Here is a 26,016-nt window from a genome sequence, read left to right as displayed (position 1 = left end):
ATTATCAACCTCCGCTTACGTACCACTTCCTATTTTATAGCAAACAAAACCAATATCTTGTAATTTTTGAATATCTAAAATACCCCTCCCATCAAAAACAAAAGCCGGTTTGTGCATAGTCTCATAAATTTTTTCCCAATCGTAGGTCTTGAATTCATCCCATTCAGTTAAAATGGCAATGGCATGTGCACCGTAACAGGCTTCATAAGGATTTTTACTAACTTTCAATAAATCTCTATTTTCTTCAGGATTTCTTGAGTTTAGATAATCTAAGTCTACATAAATTTGTTCCTCAGTAACTTTAGGGTCGAAAACCTCAACATGAGCTTGTTCATTTAGCAAATTATCGGCTACCTTAATGGCTGCAGATTCTCTCGTATCGTTAGTGTCCTTTTTAAAAGCCCAACCTAAAAAAGTTATTTTTTTACCAGAAACTGTATTGTAAAGCGCGCTTACTATATTATGTGAAAAACGGTTTTTTTGGTAATCGTTCATTACAACCACCTGTTCCCAATAATCGGCTACTTCGTTAAGTCCATAGCTTTTTGCAATATACACCAAGTTTAGGATATCTTTTTGAAAACAAGACCCTCCAAAGCCTACCGAAGCTTTTAAAAACTTAGGCCCAATTCTAGAATCCATACCTATGGCTTTGGAAACTTCGTTAATATCCGCTCCTGTTTTTTCACAAATAACCGACATGGCATTAATGGATGATACGCGCTGAGCCAAAAAGGCATTGGCCGTTAGTTTTGATAATTCTGAAGACCAAACATTGGTAGTAAGTATGTTACTTTTGGGCACCCACCTGGCATAAATATCAACCAAAGATTGAATTGCCTTTTTCCCCTCCTCTGAATTATCTCCACCAATCAGCACTCTATCTGGTTCTAATAAATCTTGTATGGCCGTGCCTTCGGACAGAAACTCAGGATTAGATAAAATTTGAAATTTTACGCCATTACCCGTATGGTCTAAAATATTTTTTATCGCTGATGCAGTACGTACCGGCAGTGTTGATTTTTCAACAACAATTTTGTCTTGTTTTGCAACTCGGGCAATTTGACGGGCACAAAGTTCGATATATTTTAAATCGGCTGCCATGCCCTTACCCTTTCCGTAAGTTTTGGTTGGCGTATTTACCGAAATAAAAATCATATCGGCACCATTGATAGCCTCATCAACATTTGTTGAAAAGAATAAGTTTCTTCCTCTTGCCTCGTCTACAATTTTATCCAGCCCTGGTTCAAATACAGGAAGTTTACTTAAATCTTTTTCATTCCACGCATCTATTCTGGCCTCGTTAATATCAACAACCGTTACCTTGATTTTAGGATTTTTTTGAGAAATTACCGCCATGGTTGGCCCACCAACATATCCAGCTCCAATGCAACAGATCTTTTTTATTTTCATAATCCATTTACTTCAATTAACAAATCTAGATATTGTTTATTAATAATGTCCCAGTTAAATATAGTTTCTATCTTCTTTTTATTTTGCTTTAATATATCTGAATGTTCGTTTTTGCATAAGGCATCTATTTTTTCTGCAACTTCATTAGGAGATTTAAAATAAAAAGCGTCCTCTTTTAATATAGATTTGTTAAAAATATTATCATGAGCAACAATTAGTGCATTTGATGCCATTGCTTCTAATAACGACGGATTTGTACCTCCAACCGAATGTCCATGAAAATAGAGATTTGAAAAAAAACGTAAATTATTTAAAATTGTAATATCGTAAACACCCCCAATAAACTTAATATTCTTGTTACACTTAAATTTTTCTTTAAGGGTTTTTCCAAATTTATTAACATCATGTTTTCCAATAACTAAAAAAGGGGTTTGATTCTTGGCTCTAACCACACCATCCAATATTGTTTCAATATTGTTTTCTGGTTCCAATCTAGCTATTAGCATATTATATCCAAATTTAGCAAGATTATATTTTTTTAAAAAATCTTCATTTGCCCCAGAGAAAACCTTAGCTCCATAAGGGATGTAATTTGATTTCTTTTTGTACTTCGATTGAATATAATCTTTAATTCCTACCGAGTCTGAAACTAAATAATCACTATTTTTAACGGCTAATTTTTCGGCATACACCAGATATTTTTGCACTAATTTAGAATATTTTGAACGCTTCCATTCTAAACCGTCCATATTTGTAACAACTATTGCCGATTTGGGCATTAATTTATTCCAGATTGAACTGCTCGTGTAACCTAATTGAAGTATAATATGAAATTTTCTTTTTCTAGAATCTATAATACAATTAAGGTCATAGAAAAACTGTCCAATTGCCCCTACCTTTTCTTCAGGGTCTGAACAATGAATTATCTTTACTCCCTGAAATGTTTTTTCCTTATATGGGTGGGTGCTAGAATTATATACATAAACATCATGACCTTGTTTTACTAAGAAAACAGAAAAATACTCTGCAAACTGCTCAAAGCCCCCATGGTAATTTGGAATACCTCTAGTTCCTAATATTGCTATTTTCAAAACATAAATGTTTAAATAAAAGAAAATCAATTCTTTATTTATTGCCAAATGAGTGCGAAGATAGATACAATTAAAGTTCTTGCCAAAAGATTAAATAATTTACTTTATAATGGAATAGGAAATAAAGATTTAAAAAAGTAGTTAGGTTACCTATTAATTTTTGTGAACACCTACTTTTTTATAAGCCACAGCAAGGTATTATCAATCCAACTTGCGAATAATTATCCCATTTCCTTGCTTTTAAAATCAACTCTAATTAATAGACAGTATAATATAATAAATAGAAACAACCCTTTTTGCCTCCACAAAAGTGATTCTGTCATGAATATGAGAAAAATAGTAAAAGCAAACATTATAAATAGATAGTCTTTAGATTTAATTCCATTAAAAAAAACATAAACCAACATTGATATCAATAAAATTAACCCAAATACTCCAGCTTCAGAAAATACTTGGGCATATTGGTTATGATAATTATAACTGTGAAATACGGGGTAAGTGTCATAATTCTTATGTCTTTTTTTAAGGTTTTCTCTTGATGCGAATAACCCAAAACCTTTTAAAAAAATAGATTCCTCTTCTAATTGTTCTTTTAATATTCTTAATTGAAGCAGTCTTATTGAGCTGCCGGTCCATGGATAAATTTTTCCAAATTGTTCTTTATTTATAACCTCGCTAACCTTTGTTCTTTTTTCAAACAGCAATCTCTCTATAAGAGAATTTGCACTAAAGGTAAACGCAGCTAAAGCAAACAATATAACTAATATCACTTTTTTGTTTTTAAAAATTCGTTTACCATTTCGGAATGCGTAAATAATAATTCCAACAAACAAAACCGCCAAAATTGTTTTAGAGGATAATAGTAACAAAAGTGTCAAAAAAAATAGGATTTTTATCTTTTGCGCTGTCCCGTTATCTTTTTTGGATAGTAAATAAAATAAACTTATTGAAAAAATCACAGACACATAAATGGCATTTAAGCCTAAACATCCCACTAGTTCATGATAAGTAAAAACACTTAAGCTTCTTATTTTTATATAATTAATTCCTGCAGTCACTAAAAAAAATACTCCAAATAAAAGATTCACTTTGGTAAATATTTTTAAAATGAAATGATAATCTTTTACCGAAAATTTTGGAATAACATTAAATGCAATAGGTATTAATACGAGAGACACCATCCTTTCTAGCCCAATTATTGTAAGATTTTGATTTTGTGACCAAAAAAAAGACATTGCAAATAATATGTAAAGAAATATTGGTAAAAGAAGGCCGTGTTCAATGCTTAATTTAATTTTGTTCAGAAAAGCATATCGAACTGAAAATACTATAAATAGGCCCAAAACAAAACTACTGGGAAAATACCCTATTAGGATTAACGACAATGTTAATGCTAATAAATAAAGTAAAAACTTTCGAGAGTTTATTAATTTTTTAATTTTCTTGGTTACATTCATTTACCACCTATTACCCTTTAAGACTACATTTTTCAGAGCTAAAAAATAATCAACTAATTTTAAACTATTTCTTTATATGCATTAATTGTTTTTTGAGCAGTAATGCTCCAATTGTACTCAGATATTATTTTATGTTTAATTGCTGAATTGGGAGCCGAAGTATAGGCTTTTTCCACGGCTATCCGAATGGATTTAATATTGTCGGGCTCGCAATAAAAAGCGTTGTCCTCAAAATATTCCAATTGATCTCCTTTATTTGTTATCACAATATTACAACCTAGGTATGCCGCCTCCAAAGAAACTAAACCAGTTGTTTCAAACCAACTGGCTAAAACATGTACTTTAGCCTTAGAATAAATTATTGACAACTCTTCTTGATCTAATTTATCAACAAAAAAAATGTTTTTAGAGGCAATTCCTATACATTTATTATAATATTCAGTAGCGTTTAAAGTTGGAGCGCCAATAATAAAAACATTATAATCAGTATCGTTAAGAGCATGAATTAAATTTAAATGGTTCTTTACAGGAGTTATTTGGCCTACCGAAATTACGCTGTTTTCGAACTTTTTGTATTTATCCTTAGATGAGTTTTCATGTTTAAATACATTAAAATCAATTCCATTAGGTATAACTGAATATTTTTGATTAACCCCATAACGATTAAAAAGCCTTTGATATTCACTTTCTGAATTTGGTAATAGTACTTTAGCTTTTTTTATTATTTTTCTAACTGCATTTTTGTGCCCTAAAAGAAAATAATTAAAATCCGTAATTTTTTCCTGTCCCTTTAAAAATCGCCCAATGGCTTTAAAAAACTCTAAATTATCGCTATTAAATAACTTACTTAATATTCTCCTGGATTTTTTAAAATGATTTTTTTCTGCCTCAGAAAAATCTACAAATACAGTTGAAACCACATAAGGCAAATTAGATTCTTTTATAATGCCCAACAAATCAGAGGGCCTGCAAATATTAAAAAGGTGCAGCAAATCGTACTCAGAATAGTCAAGATTTTGATCTACGGTTCTTATATCCACGCTAACACCATGCACATCACTGTTTTTGTTAATATGTTCTGCTGTTTTTGTTATTTGAGTTGTGTCTCCTCCTGATTGTGTAAAAAGTGTTGCCCTACTTACCATTAATACCTTCATGACATTCTCGATTGCTTTTCTAAATAAAAACTATTAATCTCTAAATTTTATTAATTTAGCCGGTACTCCCCCATATATTCCATATGCTTTATACGTACCACTTGTCAATAGTGCACCAGCGGCAATTACACAACCATCCTCGACAATTACCCCATCTAATATAGTTGCCTTTGCACCAATCCAACAATCGCTCCCAATAACTATGCCTTGACGTTCTGTACCCTGTTCTTTTATTGGTTTTAACCTTGATGAATAAATGTGATTTTCGGAATGAAAACTCACAAAATTCCCCATTATTGTATTATCTCCAATTGCTATTCCTCCAGCACAACCAAAAAAGCCATTAGCCCCTAAACCAACATCATTTCCAACAGTGATACCTTTTCCAATATTTTTAAACGAACCTGTACATTCAATAGACGTATATTTGCCCATTGAACTGTTGTTGCCTATTAGAATTCCTTCTCTAGAAAGTGCATCAAGAAAGCAACCGCTAGCAATTGTTACGCCTTTGCCTAACTTGATTTTTGATTTACAAAGCAATTTTACATTGGAACCTCTGAAAAAATAACCGTCTTTTTTACAAAAAGTTAGCCTTCCCCTAATTAACATAAAAAATCTTCTAATAAGAATAGAAATTAAATACTTAACAGGAATTTGATTACTCAAATTATAATTTTCTCCCTTTATTTTACTCAATAAACTATTTATAATCTTTCTCATATAGATAAAAAATATTGAATTTGGGAAATATATTCATCAAGGCTAAAAGCCATATTACATATTCTGTAGTAGAAGTAATAAAACTACCTGTAAACTGATAAATAAAGATAAAAGTAAAAAGTGTTATGCTAAAAATATTCTTATAGCATTTCCTAAAATAAAATAAAAACAACTGTAGAAACAACCTTATTGCTGCTCCTAAATAACCAAATATGGCCAATGTTTCTGCAAAAGCATTCGGAATTGAAACTCTGTACCATTTTTGGTATCCATAATAATTTTGAATATACTCCTCGCCAAAAACTTTTATTTGCCCCAAACCTATTCCAAAAATGGCGCTCTTTTCATTTATTAAGTGATTTGCAATAAAAAACGAATCTGTTATTCTTCCTTTAGCAGAACCATCATCGCCACTAAAAATATTAACTATTCTTACCGAAATTTCAGTATTAAACAAAAATAAGAGTAATAAGCCAAAAGGAGCTAAAATTAGTAACCCTAATATATACTTGTTTATCCGATAATAAATTACCGAATAATAACAAACAACAATAGCAACAGCTATAATAACAGCCGCAATAACACCAAATGACCATGTTGCAAGTACTGGTATTAATGATAACACAAAATATGTTGTGTTCTTTTTGTTTGCCTTATTAAAAAGCACGTTTAAAAAAAAGTATAACAACACGGGGGTAAATAACAAAGCAAGATACGACGGTTCATAAAAAAAACTTTGAAGCCTGGGAATTCCTGAGCCACCATCCTCTGAATAACTATAATACCGCCAAAATGAATTAGGTATATCAACAACTAAACAAAATAATGCAATTATAAAAAGAAAAAAATTCAACTTAGCGGCAAATTGAAAAAGCAGATAGACCTTATCTCCCAAGTATTTCAAATAATTATGTGCCATCATTACATTGATAAATACCAATAAATAAACGGCGAAACTGGTCAAATAGGAATTTATTTCAATCCCTAGGTTATGATGTATCGCAAAATACATAAGCAAACCAAAAACATAAATAATGGTTGCTAAAAAGTATTTCTTTTTTAGTAAGTTTTTAGTATAGAAAAGTGAAATAAAGTTTGAGTAAAGTAATGGCGCCGGTAAGCCAAGAGCATTGATGCCAAAGAAAAATATTGCTAAAATTTTGTCTCTAATTTTCATCTATCGAATTAACAATATTAAAATATTCAGAAGGTATTGTTTTAATGTAGTTCTTAAAACTTAATTGAGCGTCTAAATTTAAAACCTGTTTGTAAAAAGAGTAGGTCTGTCTTCCACATAAATTGGCATATATCGCAACACTGCTAACAATCATGTAAAACTCTGAATTAAAACTGTTAAAAGCAATATCCTCAAGCTTTAAACTAGAATCTATTTCAAAAAATTTAATTTCATCATTTTGTTCAAATTTTTTGAATAGTTTTAAAATTGTTTTTCTTGATACAATAGATTTGTTTTGATCTGGGTGAAACTTGTAATAAATTGCATTCTTATTATTACTGATAAAATACTTAATAAGCCGTTCAAGAGCCGCCAGATACACTTCTCTTTTTAACAAACCAACCTCTACCAGCGATTCTAACACCAAAACGTCCTTAATATTCTCTAAAGATTCATTTTTATTAAACGAAATCTTCAATAATTGCTTGTTTGGATGTTCACCAAAACAGTGATTCGAAAAGCAATATGAAGCTTTATACTTTGAGTTAGTAACATCAAAAAAATCAGAATAGGAAGAAACTAGATTCCCGAAATTTAAATGGTGATAAATTTGTCGTATACTTTTCAAACCAAAGCTTGAATGTCTATTTATAAAGTCTGAATGAAATTTATTTTTCTCTGTTACTGTATAGTAACTGGCTAATCCCTCCTCTAAATAACAATAAGAAAGGCAGTTGGTATGGTTAATTATAATTTGAAAAATTTCGAAACCAGTAGTAGGCAAGTAAACCGTAAAATCATCATTTATAGAATTTAGAAACCTTCTAACCTTAGTTAGTTCTACCCAAGTTAATATAAATAATGGTTTCTTTTTAATTACTGGAAGCTCATAGCTTTTGTCTAACAAGTTACTTTTATAACCTCTATAGGTACAAACAATAGTGTTTTCCTTGTTGAATTTTTCTGGTTCCGATTTAATTAGTTTCTCTGACACTAAATCGGAAATTGGATTGTTAATCACAAAAAGATGTTTCATTCATTAAATTTTAAACTTATCAAACCAAGGTAATGGGTAGACTTTGTTGCTCAATCTCCAGGTAAGAACAAAAGTAATAAAATATGATATTAGAGATGCTATCGCGGCTCCTTGAATGTCATACAGTTTAATGAATTGATAACTTAAGGCTGCATGCAAAATACCAGTACTAAAAGTTACTAACGCTAATTTTTTAGATTCCTTAAAATAAAAGATATAGTTTAAAACCATTAAATACATTCCATGAATTACTGCAGAAAAAATCAGGTATGGTATAATGCTTGAAGCTTCGGAATAATTATCACCTATTAAAATAGTTAAAATTTTCGGCAAAAAAATATTAGCTAAAACCCCTAAAACTATTAAAATAAAAAAGTATTTGTAGGTAAGATTAACCAACCTTTGTTTATCAATATCTTTTTCATTTTTTAACTTTCTATATAGATACGGAATAATAGCTTGATTCACAGCAGAGACTAGCACAAAAAGAGAAAAACCAACTTGATACCCTGCAGAATAAATTCCAACTGCCTCTTGAGAAATTAAAAATGCAATTAAATATCTATCTAGGCCTGTTTTTATCCAATAACTGATTTGGTGAGGTACTAGGGGAATAGCAAAAGACAAATTATCTTTTGCATATTTTTTAGAAAAGATGATTTTCCTGGATAAGTAATTATCCTTTATCATAAAATACAGAACAATTATTAAAAAAATAATCGAAACTACAAGCATAGCCTCGGCTCTACCAACCCAAGACCTTAAAAAAACTACAACTAAAATTATTGATAATCCACCCTCTAAAAATGATTTAGACAATTGAAAAGCAGAAAACTTAAAAGGCCTCATGTCTAACTGCAACAAATTAGTATAATTTAAAAAATAAATATTGGCTAAAACAATAGGGAATATACAAATAAGCCAAAAAATTGGAATTCCAGAAAGTTCTGCTATAAATGGGCCAAAAAATAATGATAATAAAAGTACCAGCCCCCAACAAACAAATATTATAATAAACGAAGTGCTATTTGATACAGGAACAGAGGTTCTATGAAGCTGATTAAAATTAACGCTTATTGATGATGTTAATCCAAGAGAACATATTATCATAAGTATATAAATATATACAGTAAACAATGATAATGTTCCATATTCACTAGGGGTCAAGTATCTAGTTAGTATAGGTAACAAAATAAAAGGAACCGACTTATTTAGAAACTCTACAACTACATAAATTGATGCCGTTTTAAACAGATTAAAGGACATTATATAACACCTATATTTAACATATTAATTAGTTATAATTTATTTTGCAGGAAATTTAATACTTGCCTCAGCCCAAGTAATCATTTTTTTAATCCCTTCATTAAAACCTGTCTTTCCTTTCCAACCCAAATCCCTGAATATTTTGGAATAATCACCAATAATACCTTTCTGATCGCCAGGAGTTCCTTGTCCATACTCTGTGCTAACCTCATAGGTTAAATTTGACTTTATGCTTTCAATGATTCTCTCAACTGTTACTTTATTCTCATTACACACGTTATATGTTTCAAACATTCCTCCGGAAGTTCTTCCCATAGATAGTAGAACAGACTCCACCACATCATCTATATAAACAAAATCTCTAAACCTATCTTTTGAGCCTTTAATAAGAATATGCTTATTTGATAATGCTTGAGCTAAAAAAATACTGGCCATTCCTTGCTTTAAATTATCGAGGTTTTGTCCTGCACCATATACATTAAAAAACCGCAAAGCAGTGGTCTTAATACCGTATGTGCTATATATTTTTAAATAATTTTCACTTGCTAATTTCCCTACTGCATAAAACGATTTCGGAAATGTATTAGATTCCTCTGTTACTAATGGGTTTTTATGGTCTCCATAAACAGACATTGAACTCGCATAAATAAATTCTTTACAATCAGTTTTTAAAGCTAAATTCAAAAGCAAAATTGTAGATTGGGTATTTGTTTGAAGATCATAAACAGGATCTTCAAAACTAACTTCACCTGAACTCTGACCAGCCATGTGAATAATAGTATCAAAAAAGTAACTTTCTAATTTATTAATAACCTCTATATCATAAACATTTCCTTCAATAAACTCACAGCCATAAGGAATGCATTCTTTATTTCCAGTAGATAGATTATCTACTGTAACCACTTTATTTCCTATATCTAATAAAGATTTTGCTATAGCTGAACCTATAAAACCAGCAGCACCTGTAACTAATATTGATTTCATACTCTAATATTTAATTCCTTCTCCCATTATCCATTTTTCAGTTCTCTGTATATCTTCTAGAATATGAACATCAAAACCTTCTTCAACTATTATTGGTTTTACATTATTACCCATAAATCCCCAAGGTTGTTGTCCTCCTTGTGCTTTTATAGATTTTTCAACATTAAGTGTCCAAAAATTATGGCACAAATAATAACATCCTGGTAAATCTTGTCTATTGGTTGATACCGTTTCTTTGCTAAAATCAAACCAAGTATCAATACAACCATCTTCCCTAAGCTTTTTTGCTCTATAAGGATGATGGTCTTGGTCTATTTTTACTGGAGCGGAAGCTGATAAGTCTTCATTTTCTAATATATTTTTTATTGAATCTTCAATCCATTCCTTTTTTACAACTCCTGAATTAGCCATGAGAACAATTAAAATATCTGGATTTATTCCATCTTCTTTCATCACCTCTAAGGCATGTAATATAACATCTTTGTGCTGCGCTGTTGGAGTAGAATACTCTTCAGGTCTTACAATGCGCTTGTAACCACAATTTTCAGCCGCCTTTAATATTTTTTCATCGTTGCTACTTACATAAAAATCTGTAATTAAGTCACATGTTTTAGCTGCCATTGCGGGATAATATAAAAGTGGTTTGCCAAAAACAGGTAAAATATTTTTATTCAACAATGTGCTATTTCCTCTTCCTGTTAGCAGTGCTACAATTCTCTTTTTTTTCATTTATGCAATTTAATGTGTTTCAAAATCAATTCCTTTTTGCTAAAGATACAAGCTATAAACTTTTAATTTTTAATAGCTTCTCTTTTAATAATTTTATCCTCCCAATTAGCAATCTTTACAGCAAATGTTTCTTTAAATTTTGTTTTATCTAAAACACTAAACATTGGCCTATTGGCGGGTGTTGGATAACTAGATGTTAGTATTGGTTTTAAATTTATTTCAATTTTATTAACCTCAAATATTTTTTTCGCAAAATCAAACCAACTGCAGGCTCCTTCATTACTAAAATGGTAAGTGCCATAGAACGATTCTGATTTATTATTATTCTGTAAACTAATTGTTGAGATTACTTTCATGATGGCGTATGCCAAATCAGAGGCATTGGTTGGTGTTCCAATTTGATCACTAACAATGTTCAATGTTGAATTACTTTCTGCTAAACGCAACATAGTCTTTACAAAATTGCTACAATAAGGAGAATACAGCCATGAAGTTCGAATAATAATATGCTTTGGTAAAATAGCCTGAATATGCTTTTCACCTTCCCATTTTGAAGCTCCATATACACTTATTGGATTGGGTAAATCAGTTTCTTTATATGGGGTGCTTTTAGTCCCATCAAAAACAAAATCTGTTGAAACATGAATTAAAACAGTATTATGCTTTAGACAGGATTCAGCTAAATTTTTTGCTCCATTTGCATTTACATCAAAAGCTCTTTGAGTATCATTTTCAGCCTTATCAACTGCCGTATATGCTGCTGTATTTATACAAAAATCTGGTTTATATTCATCAAAAACTAATTGTATTTGTTCTAAATTAGATATATCCAACTCATCTAAATCAACAAATTTATACTCAAAATCAAGATATTTATTTGTTGTATCTTGAATACACCTTCCTAATTGACCTAATGACCCTGTTACCAATATTTTTTTCATAATTGAATTTGGCTTAAGGGTTTTAGTATCTGATCTTTTTCGGAAATTATAAATTCATTCTCATTTAAAACCCAATCAATATTTAAACTTTTATCATTGTAAATAATTCCGCCTTCTGATTCTTTATTATAATAGTTATCACATTTATAGGAAAATACTGCATACTCACTTAATACAATAAACCCATGAGCAAAACCACGAGGTACAAAGAACTGCTTTTTATTAACTTCTGTCAATTCAACAGAAACGTGTTCTCCGTAAGTAGAAGAATCCTTTCTAAGGTCAGCTGCTACATCTAAAACAGCTCCTTTAATTACACGAACTAATTTCGCTTGAGCAAACTCTCCTATTTGATAGTGTAATCCTCTTAAAACACCCCGTGTTGAATAAGATTCGTTATCCTGAACAAAATTTACTTCTTTACCAATAGCTTTGTTAAATGCATTTTGATTAAAACTTTCAAAAAAATAACCCCGTTCATCTTGAAAAACTTTAGGGGTCATGATAAAGCAACCCTTTAATTTTGTTTCTTCTACAATCATTATTTTTTGTTCAATAAACCTAATAGGTTTTTTCCGTATCCACTTTTCAATAATGGTTTGGCTAACGTTTTGAATTGTTCTTTGCTAATATATCCCATTTCAAATGCCGCACCTTCAATAGCTCCAATTTTAAGGCCTTGTCGTTCTTCAATTACTTCAACAAATTGAGAGGCCTGCATTAAGGATTGAAACGTGCCCGTATCCAACCAAGCTGTTCCTCTATCTAATATGCTTACACTCAATTTTCCTTGTTTTAAATAAGCCCTATTGACATCAGTAATCTCTAACTCCCCTCTATCGCTAGGTTTTATGTTTTTTGCTATCTCCACAACTGAATTATCATAAAAATAAATACCAGGAACCGCATAATTTGATTTAGGGTCATTTGGTTTTTCTTCAATAGAAACAGCTTGTCCATTTTCATTAAATTCAACTACGCCATAACGTTCTGGGTCATGTACTCGATAGGCATAAATAATACCGCCTTTAGGATTATTATTGGCCTGCAATAACTTAGCCAATCCCGTACCGTAAAAAATGTTATCGCCTAAAATTAAGGCAACCTTATCTTGGCCTATAAATTCTTCACCTATTATGAAAGCCTCAGCTAAACCGTTTGGTTTATCTTGAACGGCATACTCAAATCTGCATCCATATTTTTTTCCATCGCCTAAAAGATCTTTAAATAAAGGCAAGTCTTTGGGGGTAGAAATTATCAGAAATTCATTTATACCTGCATACATTAAGGTTGATAAGGGGTAATAAATCATCGGCTTATCGTAAATAGGCATTAATTGCTTGCTTACCGATAAAGTTAGAGGATGTAACCTTGTTCCTGAACCACCTGCTAAAATTATTCCTTTCATTTAATTGTATTGTTTTTCATAATATTGTTCGTACGCTCCACTAGTTACGTTGTTAAGCCAATCCTTATTATTTAAATACCAATCTATTGTAATTTCTAAGCCTTCTTCAAAAGTAACCGAAGGTTTCCAACCTAACTCTTTGTTGATTTTTGAAGCATCAATAGCATATCTTAAATCATGCCCAGGCCTGTCTTTAACATACGTTATTAGATTTTCAGAACTTCCTTTTGCTCTTCCTAACCTTTTGTCCATTTGAGCACATAATACCTTAACTAAATCGATATTTTTCCATTCATTAAACCCTCCTATGTTATATGTTTCTGATTGATTTCCGTAGTGAAAAACCTTATCGATTGCAATAGCATGATCAATAACATACAACCAATCCCTGGTATAATTGCCGTTCCCATATACGGGAAGCGGTTTATTGTCAATTATATTATTAATGAATAATGGAATTAATTTCTCGGGAAATTGATTGGGTCCATAATTATTAGAACAATTACTTATTAGGTATGGTAATTTATAAGTTTCTCCATAAGCTCTAACAAAATGATCCGAACTTGCCTTTGATGATGAATAAGGGGAGTTTGGGTCGTAAGGGGTTGTTTCTGTAAACAACCCTTTTTGTCCTAAAGAGCCATAAACCTCATCAGTGCTTACATGATAAAAAAGCTTGTTTTCAAAATTATCTTTCCAAGTTTCTTTTGCAGCATTCAACAAGTTTACTGTACCAAACACATTCGTTCTAACAAAGGCAAGTGGGTCGGTAATTGATCGATCTACGTGCGATTCTGCCGCAAGATGGATCACTGCATCAAATTGGTGTTTTTTAAATAAATCGTTTATAAATTCAATATCATTAATGTCTCCCCTTATAAAATTATAATTGGGTTCATCTTCAACATCCTTTAAGTTTTCTAAATTCCCGGCATAGGTTAATGCATCTAGGTTATATATCTTGTATTTTTTATAGGTATTAACAAAAAGGCGTACAACATGCGATCCTATAAAACCTGCTCCTCCTGTAATTAGTATTTTCTTCATAATCCGTTGTTTACATCTTTTAATATACCCGTAAAATTAAATCCCCTATTAAACGCTAATTACAATATCAAGAAACTTAAATTAAGGTTTGATAAACATTCTTTACTTATTTAAAAAAGTTCGCTTCTTAATCCTTTTTATAATTATGAAGGTACTTGTTTAATGATATTAAGCCTAAAACCAAAAACGTCATGCCCAATAGCAAACAGGGCACGAGAAACTTGTAAGATTTTAATATCCCTTTTATTTTAACTCCTTTTACCGGAAACTCAGAGATAACATTCAAGATACTGGATTTATTTCCACGTTCTTCATTAAGCTCTACCAAACTGTTCTTCAATTCGTTCATTTTGTTTATTAGAGCAAGTTCTTTATTGTCTTTTGAGCCATCTTCACCTAAACTAATATTGGTGCCCCCTAAATCTCGCTCTGCTTCTTTAAGCATAACCTTTTTGTACAATATCTGTAGAGAATCTATTTCTCTTATCTGCTTTTTATATAGACTATCCTGCAGATTTATATTGGTTTCGCTTATGTTTTTCTGAAGTTTGAAATAATCGTTTCTAGAAATTGAATTAATTATTGATGGTTGTATTTTTTTAGCGATGCTATTATTAGTAGTGACGATGGAAACGGTATGAAAAGGCGCATCAAAAGAATTGAAATTTTCAAGATAGGCTTTAATGTCTATTGCCTTTTGGGTGGTGGTATCCAAACTCCTAACAAATTCATCAAATAATTGTATCTTTTGGTTTTCATCAGAATAGGATTCAACATCAAACTCTCTTATTGCAGAGGCCTCTTTTTTAGATATGTCCAAAACCTCTGAAAGAGCCGTTGAGTCTTTTGCTACTGCCAATTCGTTATAAAATTTTATATTGTTGTACAGCTGTTGAACGCTATTAAAATTAGGTTCTACAACCATGGTTGAAACAAACTTAGGCTCCTTTTTAAAATCTAAATAAGTTCCTGCTGCCACACCTATAACACCAACCATAACCAATTTTTTGAAGTGCTTTTGAACGAAAATCAAAAAATTGATAACGATATTAAATAAGCCTTTAAAAATATTTTCAATAAACTGAAAAAGACGACTAAATGCATTTCCTATTAATTTAAACAACTGGCCTAAATCTACTTCTTCTGATTGCTGCGGTTGTGGTAAATCCTTACTCATAATTGTCTGTTTGTTAATTTAGTATTTGTTCCAATATGGTTCTTGTAATTAAATATGTTGGTTTCACCCCAGATGTACCCAACCCTCCTGAAGCCAAGGTAGCTCCAGTTTCCAATGGGTTATCACTGGCATAATACGCATATCTTACTTTAACGTCTGGCTTGATGCTCCCGCGTACTTTTGATGCAGCTTGAATGGCCTTTTGGTAATGCGCCCCTTCCATTTCTAAACCAATTACCCGCCAAGTAGAGTTGTGAAAAAACTTTAAAATATCCTTGTTTTGTAGGGAAGTTCCTAGGACTGTTATCATGGAGCCTTCATATACATCAACGCCTTGATTTTCTAAATGTCCTTTTTTTAACTCGTTTTCAAAAGGGTAATTATCAGCTGTACCTTCAAAAATATGTGCCGATGGTATCATAATATCTCCCTTGCCTCCTTCAAGAATTCCTGCTTTTCCCATTATTGAAACCGACTCCACATTTAAATGAATTTTCTTTCCTTTTGTTTTATAAGGTTTCAACAACTCGTCGATTGTTTCATAAGCCTGCTCACCAAAAGCATAATCCATCACCAATAGCACTGGTTTTACTTTTTCTACGACTACAGCGTCAACATTAATATCCAGTTTTGATACCTCTATTTTTGATGTATCGAACACCTGAACATCAATATTTGTTCCCGAGGTATCCTTTAAACAGCTCATACCCTTGCTCAACGCTTCTTTTATTACTTTATTTCGTAATGCTTGATTTTCATTATTACTTAAAGACTCATATAGCCTGAAAATATCTTTATCACCTTCATTTTTCGACTTTAAAAACGAATAAGCAAAAAGCGTGTTCATAACACTGTGCATATTAGCACTGATAATGTGGATAGGCCTATCAAAAAGATTATTTTTAAAAAGATAACCCTTTATATTATCCGCCCAAATTTCGCCATGAATATGGTGGCCAATACGTTCTCTTAGTACCGGACTAAATGTAATGGTTCTTTTGTTAAAATCTACTTGTTCGTTTATGGCTAATTTACCCAACCAGTATATAATATGCAAAAAGCGCTCTGGCTGGCTAGATGTAGCAAACTTATCATAGATACTCGTTAGCTCCTTAAAGGTTCTACCTAGAATTGTGGCCACATGGGTTATAGCTACCTCTCTTTCTTCTTGTGACAATTCGCTATTGGCCAACACAGCTTTTTCTAACTTTTTCCAATCTCTTGTGGTAGCACCCTCATCGTTTATAAGTACTTTAGAACTTATTTTATGGGATTCAACAAAAAGAAACGTTAAATGTGTTAGAATATCATAAATATCTGAACGACCTCGAGTAATCTCAATGTTCATTTGTTCAGCATCAATTCTGTAACAGTTTCGTCGACGTTTTTCGGGAATTATGGCTTTAAAATGCGAACTGCCATAACCTTCATCACTGGTTAAATTTATAAAAGAGCACTGTTCAATTCCTATTGGAAGTCTATCGATTACATAAAGCAAACCTTCCAGCTCGGCTTTTTCTTCAGCTATTGAACCATAAATTTCTGGGCGTAAGGTGAGCAATGCTTCTCTTAAGGTCTCGCCCGAAATACCCATAGGCTTGTAAAACCCACGATTAAATAAATGACGCATAGTAATATACATACGCTCAATGGCGTTTGAGCTCTCTTGGGCCCGCGTCCTTGCATGATGTTTTTTATTACTCATTATTGTCATTAAATCCGCGGCAAAGATACTATTATTTGTGCGATTTCACACCTGCAAACCCATCCACAATTTTTCGGTCGTTAGCCAATCTTGGGATTTTGTTTTGACCTCCCAATTTCCCCACTGATTTCATGTATTCTTGAAAGCCTCCTTTTTTAACTTTCGTGATTTTGAGCTGTTGCAAAACCTTGCCTTCAATAAGATCAAAGTAATATGAATTTTGCTTCTGAAGCGATTCATCCAGTTTTTGCGATAAAGCGGAAATGCTTTCTGGTTCATTTTCAAACTCAACAAACCATTCGTGATAAGGTAAACCTTCAACAGGATTTATTTGTGGTGCCACCGTAAACTCTGAAACTCTAATATTGGTGTTTTCTGTGGCTTCCTGCATGGCTTGCTCTACTTCTTTGCCAATAACGTGCTCACCAAAGGCCGAAATAAAATGCTTAATCCTACCAGAAACAATAACACGGTATGGCTTGGTTGATGTAAACTCTACAGTATCCCCAATATTATAGCCCCACAAACCAGCATTTGTAGAAATAATCATAACATAATTAACACCAACTTCAACATCTTTGATGGTGATGCGTTTAGGGTTTTCATTAAAAAACTCATCGGCTTTAATAAATTCATAAAAGATGCCCGAATTGAGTTGAAGTAACATCCCCTTTTCGTTCTGTTGATCTTGGAACGCAAAGAAACCTTCACTGGCTGGATACAACTCTATACTATCTACTTTTCGCCCAATTAAATTTTCAAATTTGGCACGATACGGTTCATAATTAACCCCGCCGAAAATGAACAAATTGAAATTTTTAAAAACTTCTCCTACTTTTTTATTCGTTTTTTGCTGAAGCCTTTCAAAATACATTTGCACCCATGATGGAATTCCTGATATGATGGTCATGTTTTGCGGCAATGTTTCTTCAACAATAGCATCTACCTTGGTTTCCCAATCTTCAATACAATTGGTTTCCCACGAAGGCAATCTGTTTTTCTGAAGATATTTGGGTACATAATGCGCTACAATACCAGAAAGTCTACCCAACTGGATACCATTTTGTTCTTTTAAAATGGGGCTTCCTTGTAAAAAAATCATTTTGCCGTTTACAAAACTGATGTTGCCCGTTTCGTGAATGTACATTAAAATGGCGTTTCTTGCCGCTTCAACATGACTCGGCATGCTTTCTTTGGTAATGGGGATGTACTTGGCTCCTGAAGTAGTCCCAGATGTTTTAGCAAAGTAAATGGGCTTTCCTTTCCAAAGAATGTCTTCTTCGCCAGCAACAACGCGCTCAACGTATGGCTTTAAAGCTTCATAGTCCCTAATAGGTACGCGCTTAACAAAATCGTTATGATTATTTATGCTAACAAAGTCGTGGTCTTTACCAAACTCGGTACTTGTTGCTTCAGAAATTAATTCTCCAAATACCTTTTGCTGGGTTTCAATGGGGCTATCTGCCCATTTTTTAATACGCTTGTACACAAGTTTTGCAAAAGGTTTTGCTAAAAACGATTTTATTGATGTCATTTAGTTAAAATCTATAAAGTTGGTTGGGTTTATGGGGTAACCATCGTTCCAAAGCTCGAAATGCAAATGCGGCCCGGTTGAAAGTTCGCCTGAACTTCCCGCCGTGGCTATAACCTCACCCGATTTAACCAAGTCACCCTGTTCTTTGGTTACAGATGCATTGTGCTTATAAACTGATATTAACCCGTGGCTGTGCTCTAAAATAACAACATAGCCTGTAGCTGCTGTCCATTCGGCAAAAATAACAATACCATCTGCAGCCGCCTTTATAGGGGTGCCTTTAGCCACAACAATATCAACGGCATAATGCTTTCCTTCTACATTATAGGGCTCTGTTATTTGTCCGCTCGCTGGCGGAAACAACACAAAATTTGTAGCCGAAGTAGCCGATTCAAACAAATTGTATTTGTCTTCTTTATCCACTTTTTCGCGCAGAATAGAATCTTCAGCAATGGGTTTTAAATCTACTTCAATGGCCTCTAGTTTAACAGCTTCCACAATAGAATCTTTGTTAAAATCTACACCACTTACATCACCTGTTAATACTTTTTTTATGGATTCGTAATAACGTTCGTTCATCGTCAAAGTTCGCTGCAATGAGTCCGTTTTATAATTAAGCTCTGTAGCCTTCTTTTTTAAAGCCGTTGATGAATACCCAGGGATATACTCCCTAAGTGGCGTGAAGGCAATAATTAAATAAGTTAGGGAAATTAAAAAAATAGCCAACAGCGATCCCATAACAAAAACGTTTAGCCGCGTAAGTTTAAAAGATAAACGCTCCTCGAAAGTATTTTCATTAAGAATAACCATTCGATATTTATCGAGCAGTTTCCTTTTAATCTTTTTTGGCTTATGTTTTTTCTCTTTCATGTTAAACAAAAATAATAGAATTTATTCAATACTTCTGTCATATCACCAAGTAAAGCATTGTTAAACTTCAGACTATATAAAATACTAAAGTTATGCTGAAAACGTTTTTATTTACTTTTAATTATTAACTTTGCTATTAAAATAAAGATTATGAGTTTATATATGTTACCATTAGCTATTGGACCCTGGCAAATTGCACTAATTGTGGTGGTAGTTTTACTTTTATTTGGAGGTAAAAAAATACCAGAATTAATGCGCGGATTAGGTAGTGGCATTAAAGAATTTAAAGACGCCAGTAAGGAAGAAGAAGCTAACGGCGATAAAAAAGAATAAAACTATTTTATAGTTTAAAAACTAAAAGACCAACATATATAGAATATGTTGGTCTTTTTTTATTTCTTTTATTTGTGGTTAGTCCAATTTAACTGACTTAATAATCGCTTCAAGTTCCAGCATATAGTTACGCTTATCTACCGATGGGGCAAAAGCAAAACCTTCAAGAATCACCCAACGCTTATTTATTTTGTCTTCGATGGCGTAATTAATAAACGGCCCGCCCATAAAGGCATTTTTTACATCCCAAACACCTTTAGTTTCCAAGGTAGGCTTATTATCTAAAATAGTTTCTCCGTGAAATGGTGTATAGGCTTCTTCGGTAGCTAGGTAGGAGCCTTCAACGGGGCCTTCAATATATTGTTCTCCAACAGAATCTCTTATTCTAATAATCTGGTTTACAACACTATCATTTCTTATAATTGCTGAATGCGGCAGTGCATAAATCATTAAGTTGCTTGTTCCTGTTGTAATGTCTTTTCTAATCCAGAAAAAATCATCTGTCGATTTTGCGATGCGATAAATGGAGGGAAAATCTACGGTTAAATTCAACTTTTCCTTAATTGATTCAAAACTATGTGGTGATTTCGCCATTTGACGGCGCCTTTCGGTAATTTCGGCATTTCTGAAAGTTTCAATGATTTTCGATTCGTTTTCTTTTAAAATTCCAATAACCTCTTTTTTTGTTTTTCCTTTAACCACAATTACCTTTTGAGGCTTGGCATACACATTTTCTGAAAAATCTATACCTGGTTTAGCGTCTAACTTAATCATTAAAACCGTTCTATTTTTGGTAACAAAACCAGAAAAAACGGCCGGTGGAATTTGGCTAATGGTAAACATAGGTTCATCTTGTGGAAGGCCATAAATAGGTTTTGCAAGCACAGCTCTAACGGCTTCACCAACGCGTCCATCCCACACTTCATTTTCCATAACCACTGAAACATTGTTTATGGCTCCCGAAGAATCTTGAATATAGCGCTGCTCTTTAGAGTTTTTTTTGTCGCCACAAGATGTCAAAAACATCGTGAATATGAATAAAAAAAGAATATATCGCATAATATGAATTAGGTTTTAATAGGAATTAACCTTTGGCTATTTTAAGTTTCATTCCCGGTTGTAATCTATTACCACTAATACCGTTCCAATCTTTAATATTTTGTACAGAAACTCCAGAAAATTTTTGTGAAATACTCCATAGTGTGTCTCCAGATTGAACGACGTAAGTTACAACTTCTCCCGAAATGGGTTTTTGTTTTTTAGTTGCTATTTTTGGCGGTGGCACAGAAACATTAGGTTTTCTTGGAAAGATAGTTAAACGCTGCCCAATTTTAAGATTGTTGCTTCGCAGGCCGTTCCAACGCTTAATATCACTTACCCTAACGCCGTACATTCTCGATATTTTTCCTAAATAATCACCCGATTTAACGCGATAACGAAGTTTTTGATTGGCTTCAATAAGTTGAGGCATGGGTTTTTCACGCTTATCGAATTCTGATTTAGCAAAGGCATAAATTTCTTTTTCATTATTTACAAATTCGCCAACAACTTCTCGAGGTAATCTTAATGTATAATTTTCATCCTTTATAAAGGGAATAATGTCCAGCTTATAAGAGGGGTTTAAAAACTGAAGCTCTTCAATGGGCGTTCCAGTAACCTCTGAAACCTGGTCTAAGGTTATCATTTGTTTTACCCTTATGGTATCGGTTTCAAAATAGGCCAATTGCGGTCTATATTTTTTAAAACCATGCTCTTCGGCATATTCAAAAATATACATATTGGCTAAAAATGCCGGCAAATAACCTGCGGTTTCCCTCGGTAAATTGTGCCTAATATTCCAGTAATTTTTATAACCACCTGAACGCCTTATAGCCTTAGTAACGTTACCCGGACCCGAATTATATGCGGCCAAAGCCAAATCCCAGTCACCAAATATTTCGTATAGTTTGGCCAAATATTTCGCGGCCGCCTCGGTAGATTTTATAGGGTCGCTGCGTTCATCAACATAACTGCTAACATCCAAACCGTACATTTTACCCGTACTGAACATAAACTGCCATAAACCTGTTGCGCCCACTCTTGATTTGGCACGTGGTTTTAAAGCCGACTCTACAATGGCTAGATACTTAACTTCTAAAGGAATATCATAAAGATCCAGTTCGCGCTCAAACATGGGAAAATAAAAGGCGCTTAAGGTCATCAATTTCTGAAGATGTTCCCTTCTACGCTTTAAATATGATTTTATTACACTTTCTAACGATGGATTGTATTCTACATTAAAAGGTGTGCGTGCATCAAGTTCCTTTAAACGCGCCTTAAGGGTATCGGTGGGAAGTTCTGGGTAATCAACTTCTTCAAAAGTTAATTCGGTAACCGATTTGTAAATGGTATCATAGAGGGCATTGCCGTATAATTCTTCCAACCATTTTTCATCTAATTGTGCCGCAAACTTATCATCTTTTAGATTTTTGATATCTAAACTGTCGGCTACAACTTTTATGGTTTTAACCGATTGAGACTGTCCGTCAATTATAGAGTCTCTAAGAAGTTGTTGGGCCTGTTCCAACACCGTATCAACCGTTTTATTGTTTTGCAATGAAACACTGTCTTTCACCTGCGATAAACCAGATAAAACGTTGAGAAATAAAAAAGTAATAAAAAAACGATAAGCCATAAAATTCATTCAGTTTATTGAACGATAATATGGCTAAAATCGTATTTTTTGAGGTAATTTAAAAACTTCAATCCCTTTATTCTAAAATTGCAGCAATACCAGGTAATGTTTTTCCTTCTAAACTTTCTAACATGGCACCACCACCTGTACTTACATAACTCACTTTGTCCTCAAAACCAAATTGTTTTACGGCAGCCACAGAATCACCACCGCCAACTAATGAAAATGCACCATTTTTGGTGGCTTCAGCAATAGAATTTCCTAGTTCGATAGTTCCTTTTGCAAAGCTTTCCATTTCAAAAACGCCTAAAGGTCCATTCCAAAGAATAGTTTTCGATTTCATTACGGCTTCATGGAAAATTTCAATTGATTTGGGTCCAGCATCAACACCCTCCCAACCATCAGGAATTGCGTTAATATTTACTATTTGCGTGTTGGCATCGTTACTAAAGTCATCAGCAGCAACAGTATCAACTGGAATATAAACTCTAACATTCTTTTCTTCGGCGTGTTTCAGGATTTCCAAAGCCAATCCCATCTTATCGTCTTCACAAATAGAATCACCAATTTTTCCGCCTTGAGCTTTAACAAAGGTAAAGGCCATACCGCCTCCAATAATCAGGTGGTCTACTTTATCTAAAATGTTTTCTATTATGGTGATTTTTGAAGACACTTTAGCTCCGCCAAGTATCGCCAATACCGGTTTTTCACCTGTTTCCATAACTTTATTGATGCTTTCGATTTCTTGAGCTAAAAGGTTTCCAAAACATTTCTTGCCTTCAAAAAACTGGGCAACAATAGTGGTTGAAGCATGTGCTCTATGTGCCGTACCAAACGCATCGTTTACATAAATATCTCCTAATTTTGAAAGTTCCTTTGCAAAATCAACATCACCAGTAGTTTCTTCTTTATGAAAACGTAGGTTTTCCAGCAGTAAAATTTGACCAGGTTCTAAAGCAGAAACAGCTTCTTCAGCCTTTTCACCTATGCATACATCAACAAATTTCACTTCAACACCTAAAATATCTTCAACTTTGTCAACGATATGACGTAAAGAAAATTCATCTTGAGCACCTTTTGGTCGCCCCAAGTGAGACATTAAAATACAGCTTCCGCCATCTTCCAAAATTTTAATGATTGTTGGTTTTGCCGATACAATTCTAGTGGCATCGGTTACTTCAAATTTTTCATTCAATGGCACATTGAAATCTACTCGAATCAGTGCTTTTTTATTCTCAAAGTTAAAATCGTTAAGCGTTTTCATATATAAAATTATTTGTCTTTTTAAGTATTTGATTCGCAAATGTAAGTAATTAAAAAGCTATATAAAATGTGTTTTTTAACGAAAACGTTATAGACTGGGAAGTTTTTTTTAAAACCATGAACTTTTAAACCTTTTATGGTTCCATTTTAGAAATGAGCACCTTATTAATATGAAAAATTCATTTACTTTTGTTTAATGCTTTTCAAAAATGTTTTAGGCCAAAAACACATAAAAAACCATTTAACCAAAAGTGTTGATAATGGTAGGATTCCGCACGCCCAATTATTTGTTGGTAAAGAAGGTTCTGGCACATTGCCCATGGCTTTGGCATATGCGCAGTACATTTTATGCTCCAATTCAGGAGGTGAAAATAATACAGGTAATGAATCCTGTAATTTAAAGTTTAAAAACTTTTCGCACCCCGATTTGCATTTCGCATTCCCTGTAACCACAAGCGACAAAGTTAAGAGTAAGCCCGTTTCTAGTTTTTATTTGGAAGAATGGCGGCAACTTTTAGCACAACAGCCTTACGGAAACCTGTTTGATTGGTACAAACTACTGGGCGTTGATAATAAACAAGGACTTATAAGTGTTGAGGAAGCCAGTGAAATTGTAAAATCGCTTTCGCTGAAATCTTATGAAGGCGGCTATAAGGTTATGCTGATTTGGATGGCCGAAAAGATGAATACTCAATGTGCCAACAAACTTTTGAAACTAATTGAGGAACCGCCCAATAAGACCATTTTCCTTCTAATAGCTGAGGACGAAGAGCAGATTATAAACACCATCCGTTCACGTTGCCAAATTCTGCATTTTCCACCATTGGCAGAAGACGTAATAAAAGAAGCTTTAATAAAGGAATATAACTTGGAAATTGGTGTAGCTACGAATATTGCACATCAATCTAACGGAAATTACAACAAGGCCTGTGATATGGTTTACCATGATTCTGAAGATATCCAATTTGAAACTTGGTTTATATTCTGGATTAGAAGCGCTTTTAAGGCCAAAGGCAACAAAGCAGCCATACACGATTTAATTTCCTGGAGCGAAGATATTGCCAAAACTGGACGCGAAACCCAAAAGCAATTTTTGAATTTTTGTTTAGACTTTTTTAGGCAGGCTTTACTTCTAAATTACAATGCCCCAAGTTTGGTTTTTCTAGAACCAAAAACCGAGAAATTCAAGCTTGAAAATTTTGCGCCTTTCGTGCATGGAAACAATATTATGGAAATTAGCAACGAACTGCAAGACGCTATTTACCACATAGAACGCAACGGAAACTCTAAAATTATTTTAACCGATTTATCGATAAAGCTGACGCGGTTGCTACATAAAAAGGAATAAAAAAACCCTATGAAAGCATTCTTTATAGGGTTTAACTGTTTGTTTTACAACTACTTAACTATTCTGATTTTTTATATTCAGCGTTTAAAGCTTCAATCATTGTTTGTGTCAAATCATTTTCTTCTGGGCCGTACATAATCGTAGAGGCTGCTTCAGTAGTCCCTAAAATATAGGTATAACCGTTTGTTTTTCCATATTCCTTAACGAACTTTTTCACTCTACTGATTACAGAGTCTATTTCTGTTTGAAATTCTTGTGTTAATTGCTGTTGCTCGGCCTGCATTTGTTGTTGCAGTTTTTGTTGTTTTTGTTGCAAACCAGTCATAAGCTCTTGCTGCTTACTCTGTGAAGCTGTCTGAGCCGTTTTTTGAGTTTCTTGCACCTCGGCTTGAAAAGCTTGACCAACACTATCAGCTTTCTTTCTGAAAACTTCATCCTTAGTTTGATATTTAGCCTCAATATCTTTCTTTTCTTGATAATCGTTAATTACGATTCCGTTATCAACATATCCAATTTTATTTGGTTTTTGACATGAAGCCAAGACCAACATAGCAAGACACAAATAATTTAAGTTCTTCATGATTGTATTATTAATTCTAATTTAGGTTTTTGTTTTTGATTCGGACAAATGTAACAAAGTATAGCATAAACCAACGCCGAATTATTGCGAATTTAACATATAG

General features: G+C 33.1%; 24 protein-coding genes. 2 read left to right on the top strand and 22 right to left on the bottom strand.

Translation table 11 applies throughout. The features are described from left to right. Window positions 1-15: 15 nt before the first annotated feature. The 18 genes from ACIEHO_RS00670 to ACIEHO_RS00585 form a co-directional block, all read right to left on the bottom strand. Window positions 16-1,413 carry a UDP-glucose 6-dehydrogenase gene (locus tag ACIEHO_RS00670; protein ID WP_406967601.1) on the bottom strand — a complete coding sequence of 466 codons (1,398 nt, stop codon included), beginning with the start codon at window positions 1,411-1,413 and terminating at the stop codon, window positions 16-18. After that, window positions 1,410-2,504: a DUF1972 domain-containing protein gene (locus ACIEHO_RS00665; protein ID WP_406967599.1), complete on the bottom strand. Its 1,095-nt coding sequence runs from the start codon at window positions 2,502-2,504 to the stop codon at window positions 1,410-1,412. Before ACIEHO_RS00665 ends, ACIEHO_RS00670 begins: the two co-directional genes overlap by 4 nt. Window positions 2,505-2,725: 221 nt before the next feature. Continuing rightward, window positions 2,726-3,961, bottom strand: coding sequence for an O-antigen ligase family protein (locus ACIEHO_RS00660; protein ID WP_406967597.1), 1,236 nt, complete (start codon window positions 3,959-3,961; stop codon window positions 2,726-2,728). Window positions 3,962-4,020: 59 nt separating this feature from the next. Then, window positions 4,021-5,118 (bottom strand): glycosyltransferase, encoded by a 1,098-nt coding sequence (locus tag ACIEHO_RS00655; RefSeq protein WP_406967595.1) that lies wholly within the window; start codon window positions 5,116-5,118, stop codon window positions 4,021-4,023. 33 nt (window positions 5,119-5,151) lie between these two features. Then, entirely contained in the window at window positions 5,152-5,841 is a 690-nt protein-coding gene (locus ACIEHO_RS00650; protein ID WP_406967593.1) for an acyltransferase, read from the bottom strand. After that, entirely contained in the window at window positions 5,822-7,018 is a 1,197-nt protein-coding gene (locus tag ACIEHO_RS00645) for a hypothetical protein (protein ID WP_406967591.1), read from the bottom strand. Before ACIEHO_RS00645 ends, ACIEHO_RS00650 begins: the two co-directional genes overlap by 20 nt. Next, the gene (locus tag ACIEHO_RS00640; RefSeq protein ID WP_406967589.1) at window positions 7,008-8,054 is read right to left on the bottom strand and encodes a hypothetical protein; all 1,047 of its coding nucleotides are present in this window, start codon (window positions 8,052-8,054) and stop codon (window positions 7,008-7,010) included. Before ACIEHO_RS00640 ends, ACIEHO_RS00645 begins: the two co-directional genes overlap by 11 nt. A gap of 3 nt (window positions 8,055-8,057) precedes the next feature. Next, the gene (locus ACIEHO_RS00635) at window positions 8,058-9,320 is read right to left on the bottom strand and encodes an oligosaccharide flippase family protein (RefSeq protein ID WP_406967587.1); all 1,263 of its coding nucleotides are present in this window, start codon (window positions 9,318-9,320) and stop codon (window positions 8,058-8,060) included. 39 nt (window positions 9,321-9,359) lie between these two features. Continuing rightward, window positions 9,360-10,304 (bottom strand): NAD-dependent epimerase/dehydratase family protein, encoded by a 945-nt coding sequence (locus tag ACIEHO_RS00630; protein ID WP_406967585.1) that lies wholly within the window; start codon window positions 10,302-10,304, stop codon window positions 9,360-9,362. Between the two features lie 3 nt (window positions 10,305-10,307). Continuing rightward, window positions 10,308-11,033 carry an acylneuraminate cytidylyltransferase family protein gene (locus ACIEHO_RS00625; protein ID WP_406967583.1) on the bottom strand — a complete coding sequence of 242 codons (726 nt, stop codon included), beginning with the start codon at window positions 11,031-11,033 and terminating at the stop codon, window positions 10,308-10,310. Window positions 11,034-11,095: 62 nt separating this feature from the next. Then, window positions 11,096-11,974 carry a dTDP-4-dehydrorhamnose reductase gene (gene rfbD / locus ACIEHO_RS00620; protein WP_406967581.1) on the bottom strand — a complete coding sequence of 293 codons (879 nt, stop codon included), beginning with the start codon at window positions 11,972-11,974 and terminating at the stop codon, window positions 11,096-11,098. Then, window positions 11,971-12,516 carry a dTDP-4-dehydrorhamnose 3,5-epimerase gene (gene rfbC / locus ACIEHO_RS00615; RefSeq protein ID WP_406967579.1) on the bottom strand — a complete coding sequence of 182 codons (546 nt, stop codon included), beginning with the start codon at window positions 12,514-12,516 and terminating at the stop codon, window positions 11,971-11,973. The genes rfbD and rfbC overlap by 4 nt, the downstream gene beginning before the upstream one ends. Beyond that, window positions 12,516-13,382, bottom strand: coding sequence for a glucose-1-phosphate thymidylyltransferase RfbA (rfbA, locus tag ACIEHO_RS00610; RefSeq protein ID WP_406967577.1), 867 nt, complete (start codon window positions 13,380-13,382; stop codon window positions 12,516-12,518). The genes rfbC and rfbA overlap by 1 nt, the downstream gene beginning before the upstream one ends. Further along, entirely contained in the window at window positions 13,383-14,429 is a 1,047-nt protein-coding gene (gene rfbB / locus ACIEHO_RS00605; RefSeq protein ID WP_406967575.1) for a dTDP-glucose 4,6-dehydratase, read from the bottom strand. It abuts the gene before it with no gap. 127 nt (window positions 14,430-14,556) lie between these two features. Then, entirely contained in the window at window positions 14,557-15,606 is a 1,050-nt protein-coding gene (locus tag ACIEHO_RS00600; protein ID WP_406967573.1) for a hypothetical protein, read from the bottom strand. A 13-nt stretch (window positions 15,607-15,619) separates the two neighbouring features. Beyond that, window positions 15,620-17,311, bottom strand: coding sequence for a DUF6909 family protein (locus ACIEHO_RS00595; protein ID WP_406967571.1), 1,692 nt, complete (start codon window positions 17,309-17,311; stop codon window positions 15,620-15,622). Window positions 17,312-17,342: 31 nt separating this feature from the next. Further along, on the bottom strand, window positions 17,343-18,845 hold the full coding sequence (locus ACIEHO_RS00590) for a GH3 auxin-responsive promoter family protein (protein ID WP_406967569.1): 1,503 nt from the start codon (window positions 18,843-18,845) through the stop codon (window positions 17,343-17,345). Further along, window positions 18,846-19,715 carry a M23 family metallopeptidase gene (locus ACIEHO_RS00585; protein ID WP_406967567.1) on the bottom strand — a complete coding sequence of 290 codons (870 nt, stop codon included), beginning with the start codon at window positions 19,713-19,715 and terminating at the stop codon, window positions 18,846-18,848. Between the two features lie 150 nt (window positions 19,716-19,865). On the opposite strand from ACIEHO_RS00585, the gene ACIEHO_RS00580 reads away from it, so the two are divergent. Next, a complete protein-coding gene (locus tag ACIEHO_RS00580; RefSeq protein WP_406967565.1) occupies window positions 19,866-20,048 on the top strand; it encodes a twin-arginine translocase TatA/TatE family subunit in 183 nt (60 codons plus the stop codon). A 78-nt stretch (window positions 20,049-20,126) separates the two neighbouring features. Here the strand turns inward: ACIEHO_RS00580 and ACIEHO_RS00575 are convergent, their stop codons facing one another. The 3 genes from ACIEHO_RS00575 to ACIEHO_RS00565 form a co-directional block, all read right to left on the bottom strand. After that, the gene (locus ACIEHO_RS00575; RefSeq protein ID WP_406967563.1) at window positions 20,127-21,107 is read right to left on the bottom strand and encodes a DUF4837 family protein; all 981 of its coding nucleotides are present in this window, start codon (window positions 21,105-21,107) and stop codon (window positions 20,127-20,129) included. Between the two features lie 25 nt (window positions 21,108-21,132). Beyond that, on the bottom strand, window positions 21,133-22,722 hold the full coding sequence (locus tag ACIEHO_RS00570) for a LysM peptidoglycan-binding domain-containing protein (protein ID WP_406967561.1): 1,590 nt from the start codon (window positions 22,720-22,722) through the stop codon (window positions 21,133-21,135). A 76-nt stretch (window positions 22,723-22,798) separates the two neighbouring features. Continuing rightward, complete coding sequence (locus ACIEHO_RS00565; RefSeq protein ID WP_406967559.1) at window positions 22,799-23,986, bottom strand: phosphoglycerate kinase; 1,188 nt, start codon at window positions 23,984-23,986, stop codon at window positions 22,799-22,801. A gap of 195 nt (window positions 23,987-24,181) precedes the next feature. Between ACIEHO_RS00565 and ACIEHO_RS00560 the strand changes: the two genes are divergently transcribed. Next, window positions 24,182-25,333, top strand: a complete 1,152-nt coding sequence (locus tag ACIEHO_RS00560; RefSeq protein ID WP_406967557.1) for a DNA polymerase III subunit — start codon at window positions 24,182-24,184, stop codon at window positions 25,331-25,333. Between the two features lie 58 nt (window positions 25,334-25,391). Here ACIEHO_RS00560 and ACIEHO_RS00555 read toward each other — a convergent pair whose 3' ends face one another. Then, window positions 25,392-25,913: an OmpH family outer membrane protein gene (locus ACIEHO_RS00555; RefSeq protein ID WP_406967555.1), complete on the bottom strand. Its 522-nt coding sequence runs from the start codon at window positions 25,911-25,913 to the stop codon at window positions 25,392-25,394. Window positions 25,914-26,016 lie beyond the last annotated feature (103 nt).

It is taken from the genome of Flavisericum labens, from assembly GCF_045446075.1.
GTDB lineage: Bacteria > Bacteroidota > Bacteroidia > Flavobacteriales > Flavobacteriaceae > Flavisericum > Flavisericum labens.
This window is presented reverse-complemented; position numbering and strand designations above follow the sequence as displayed.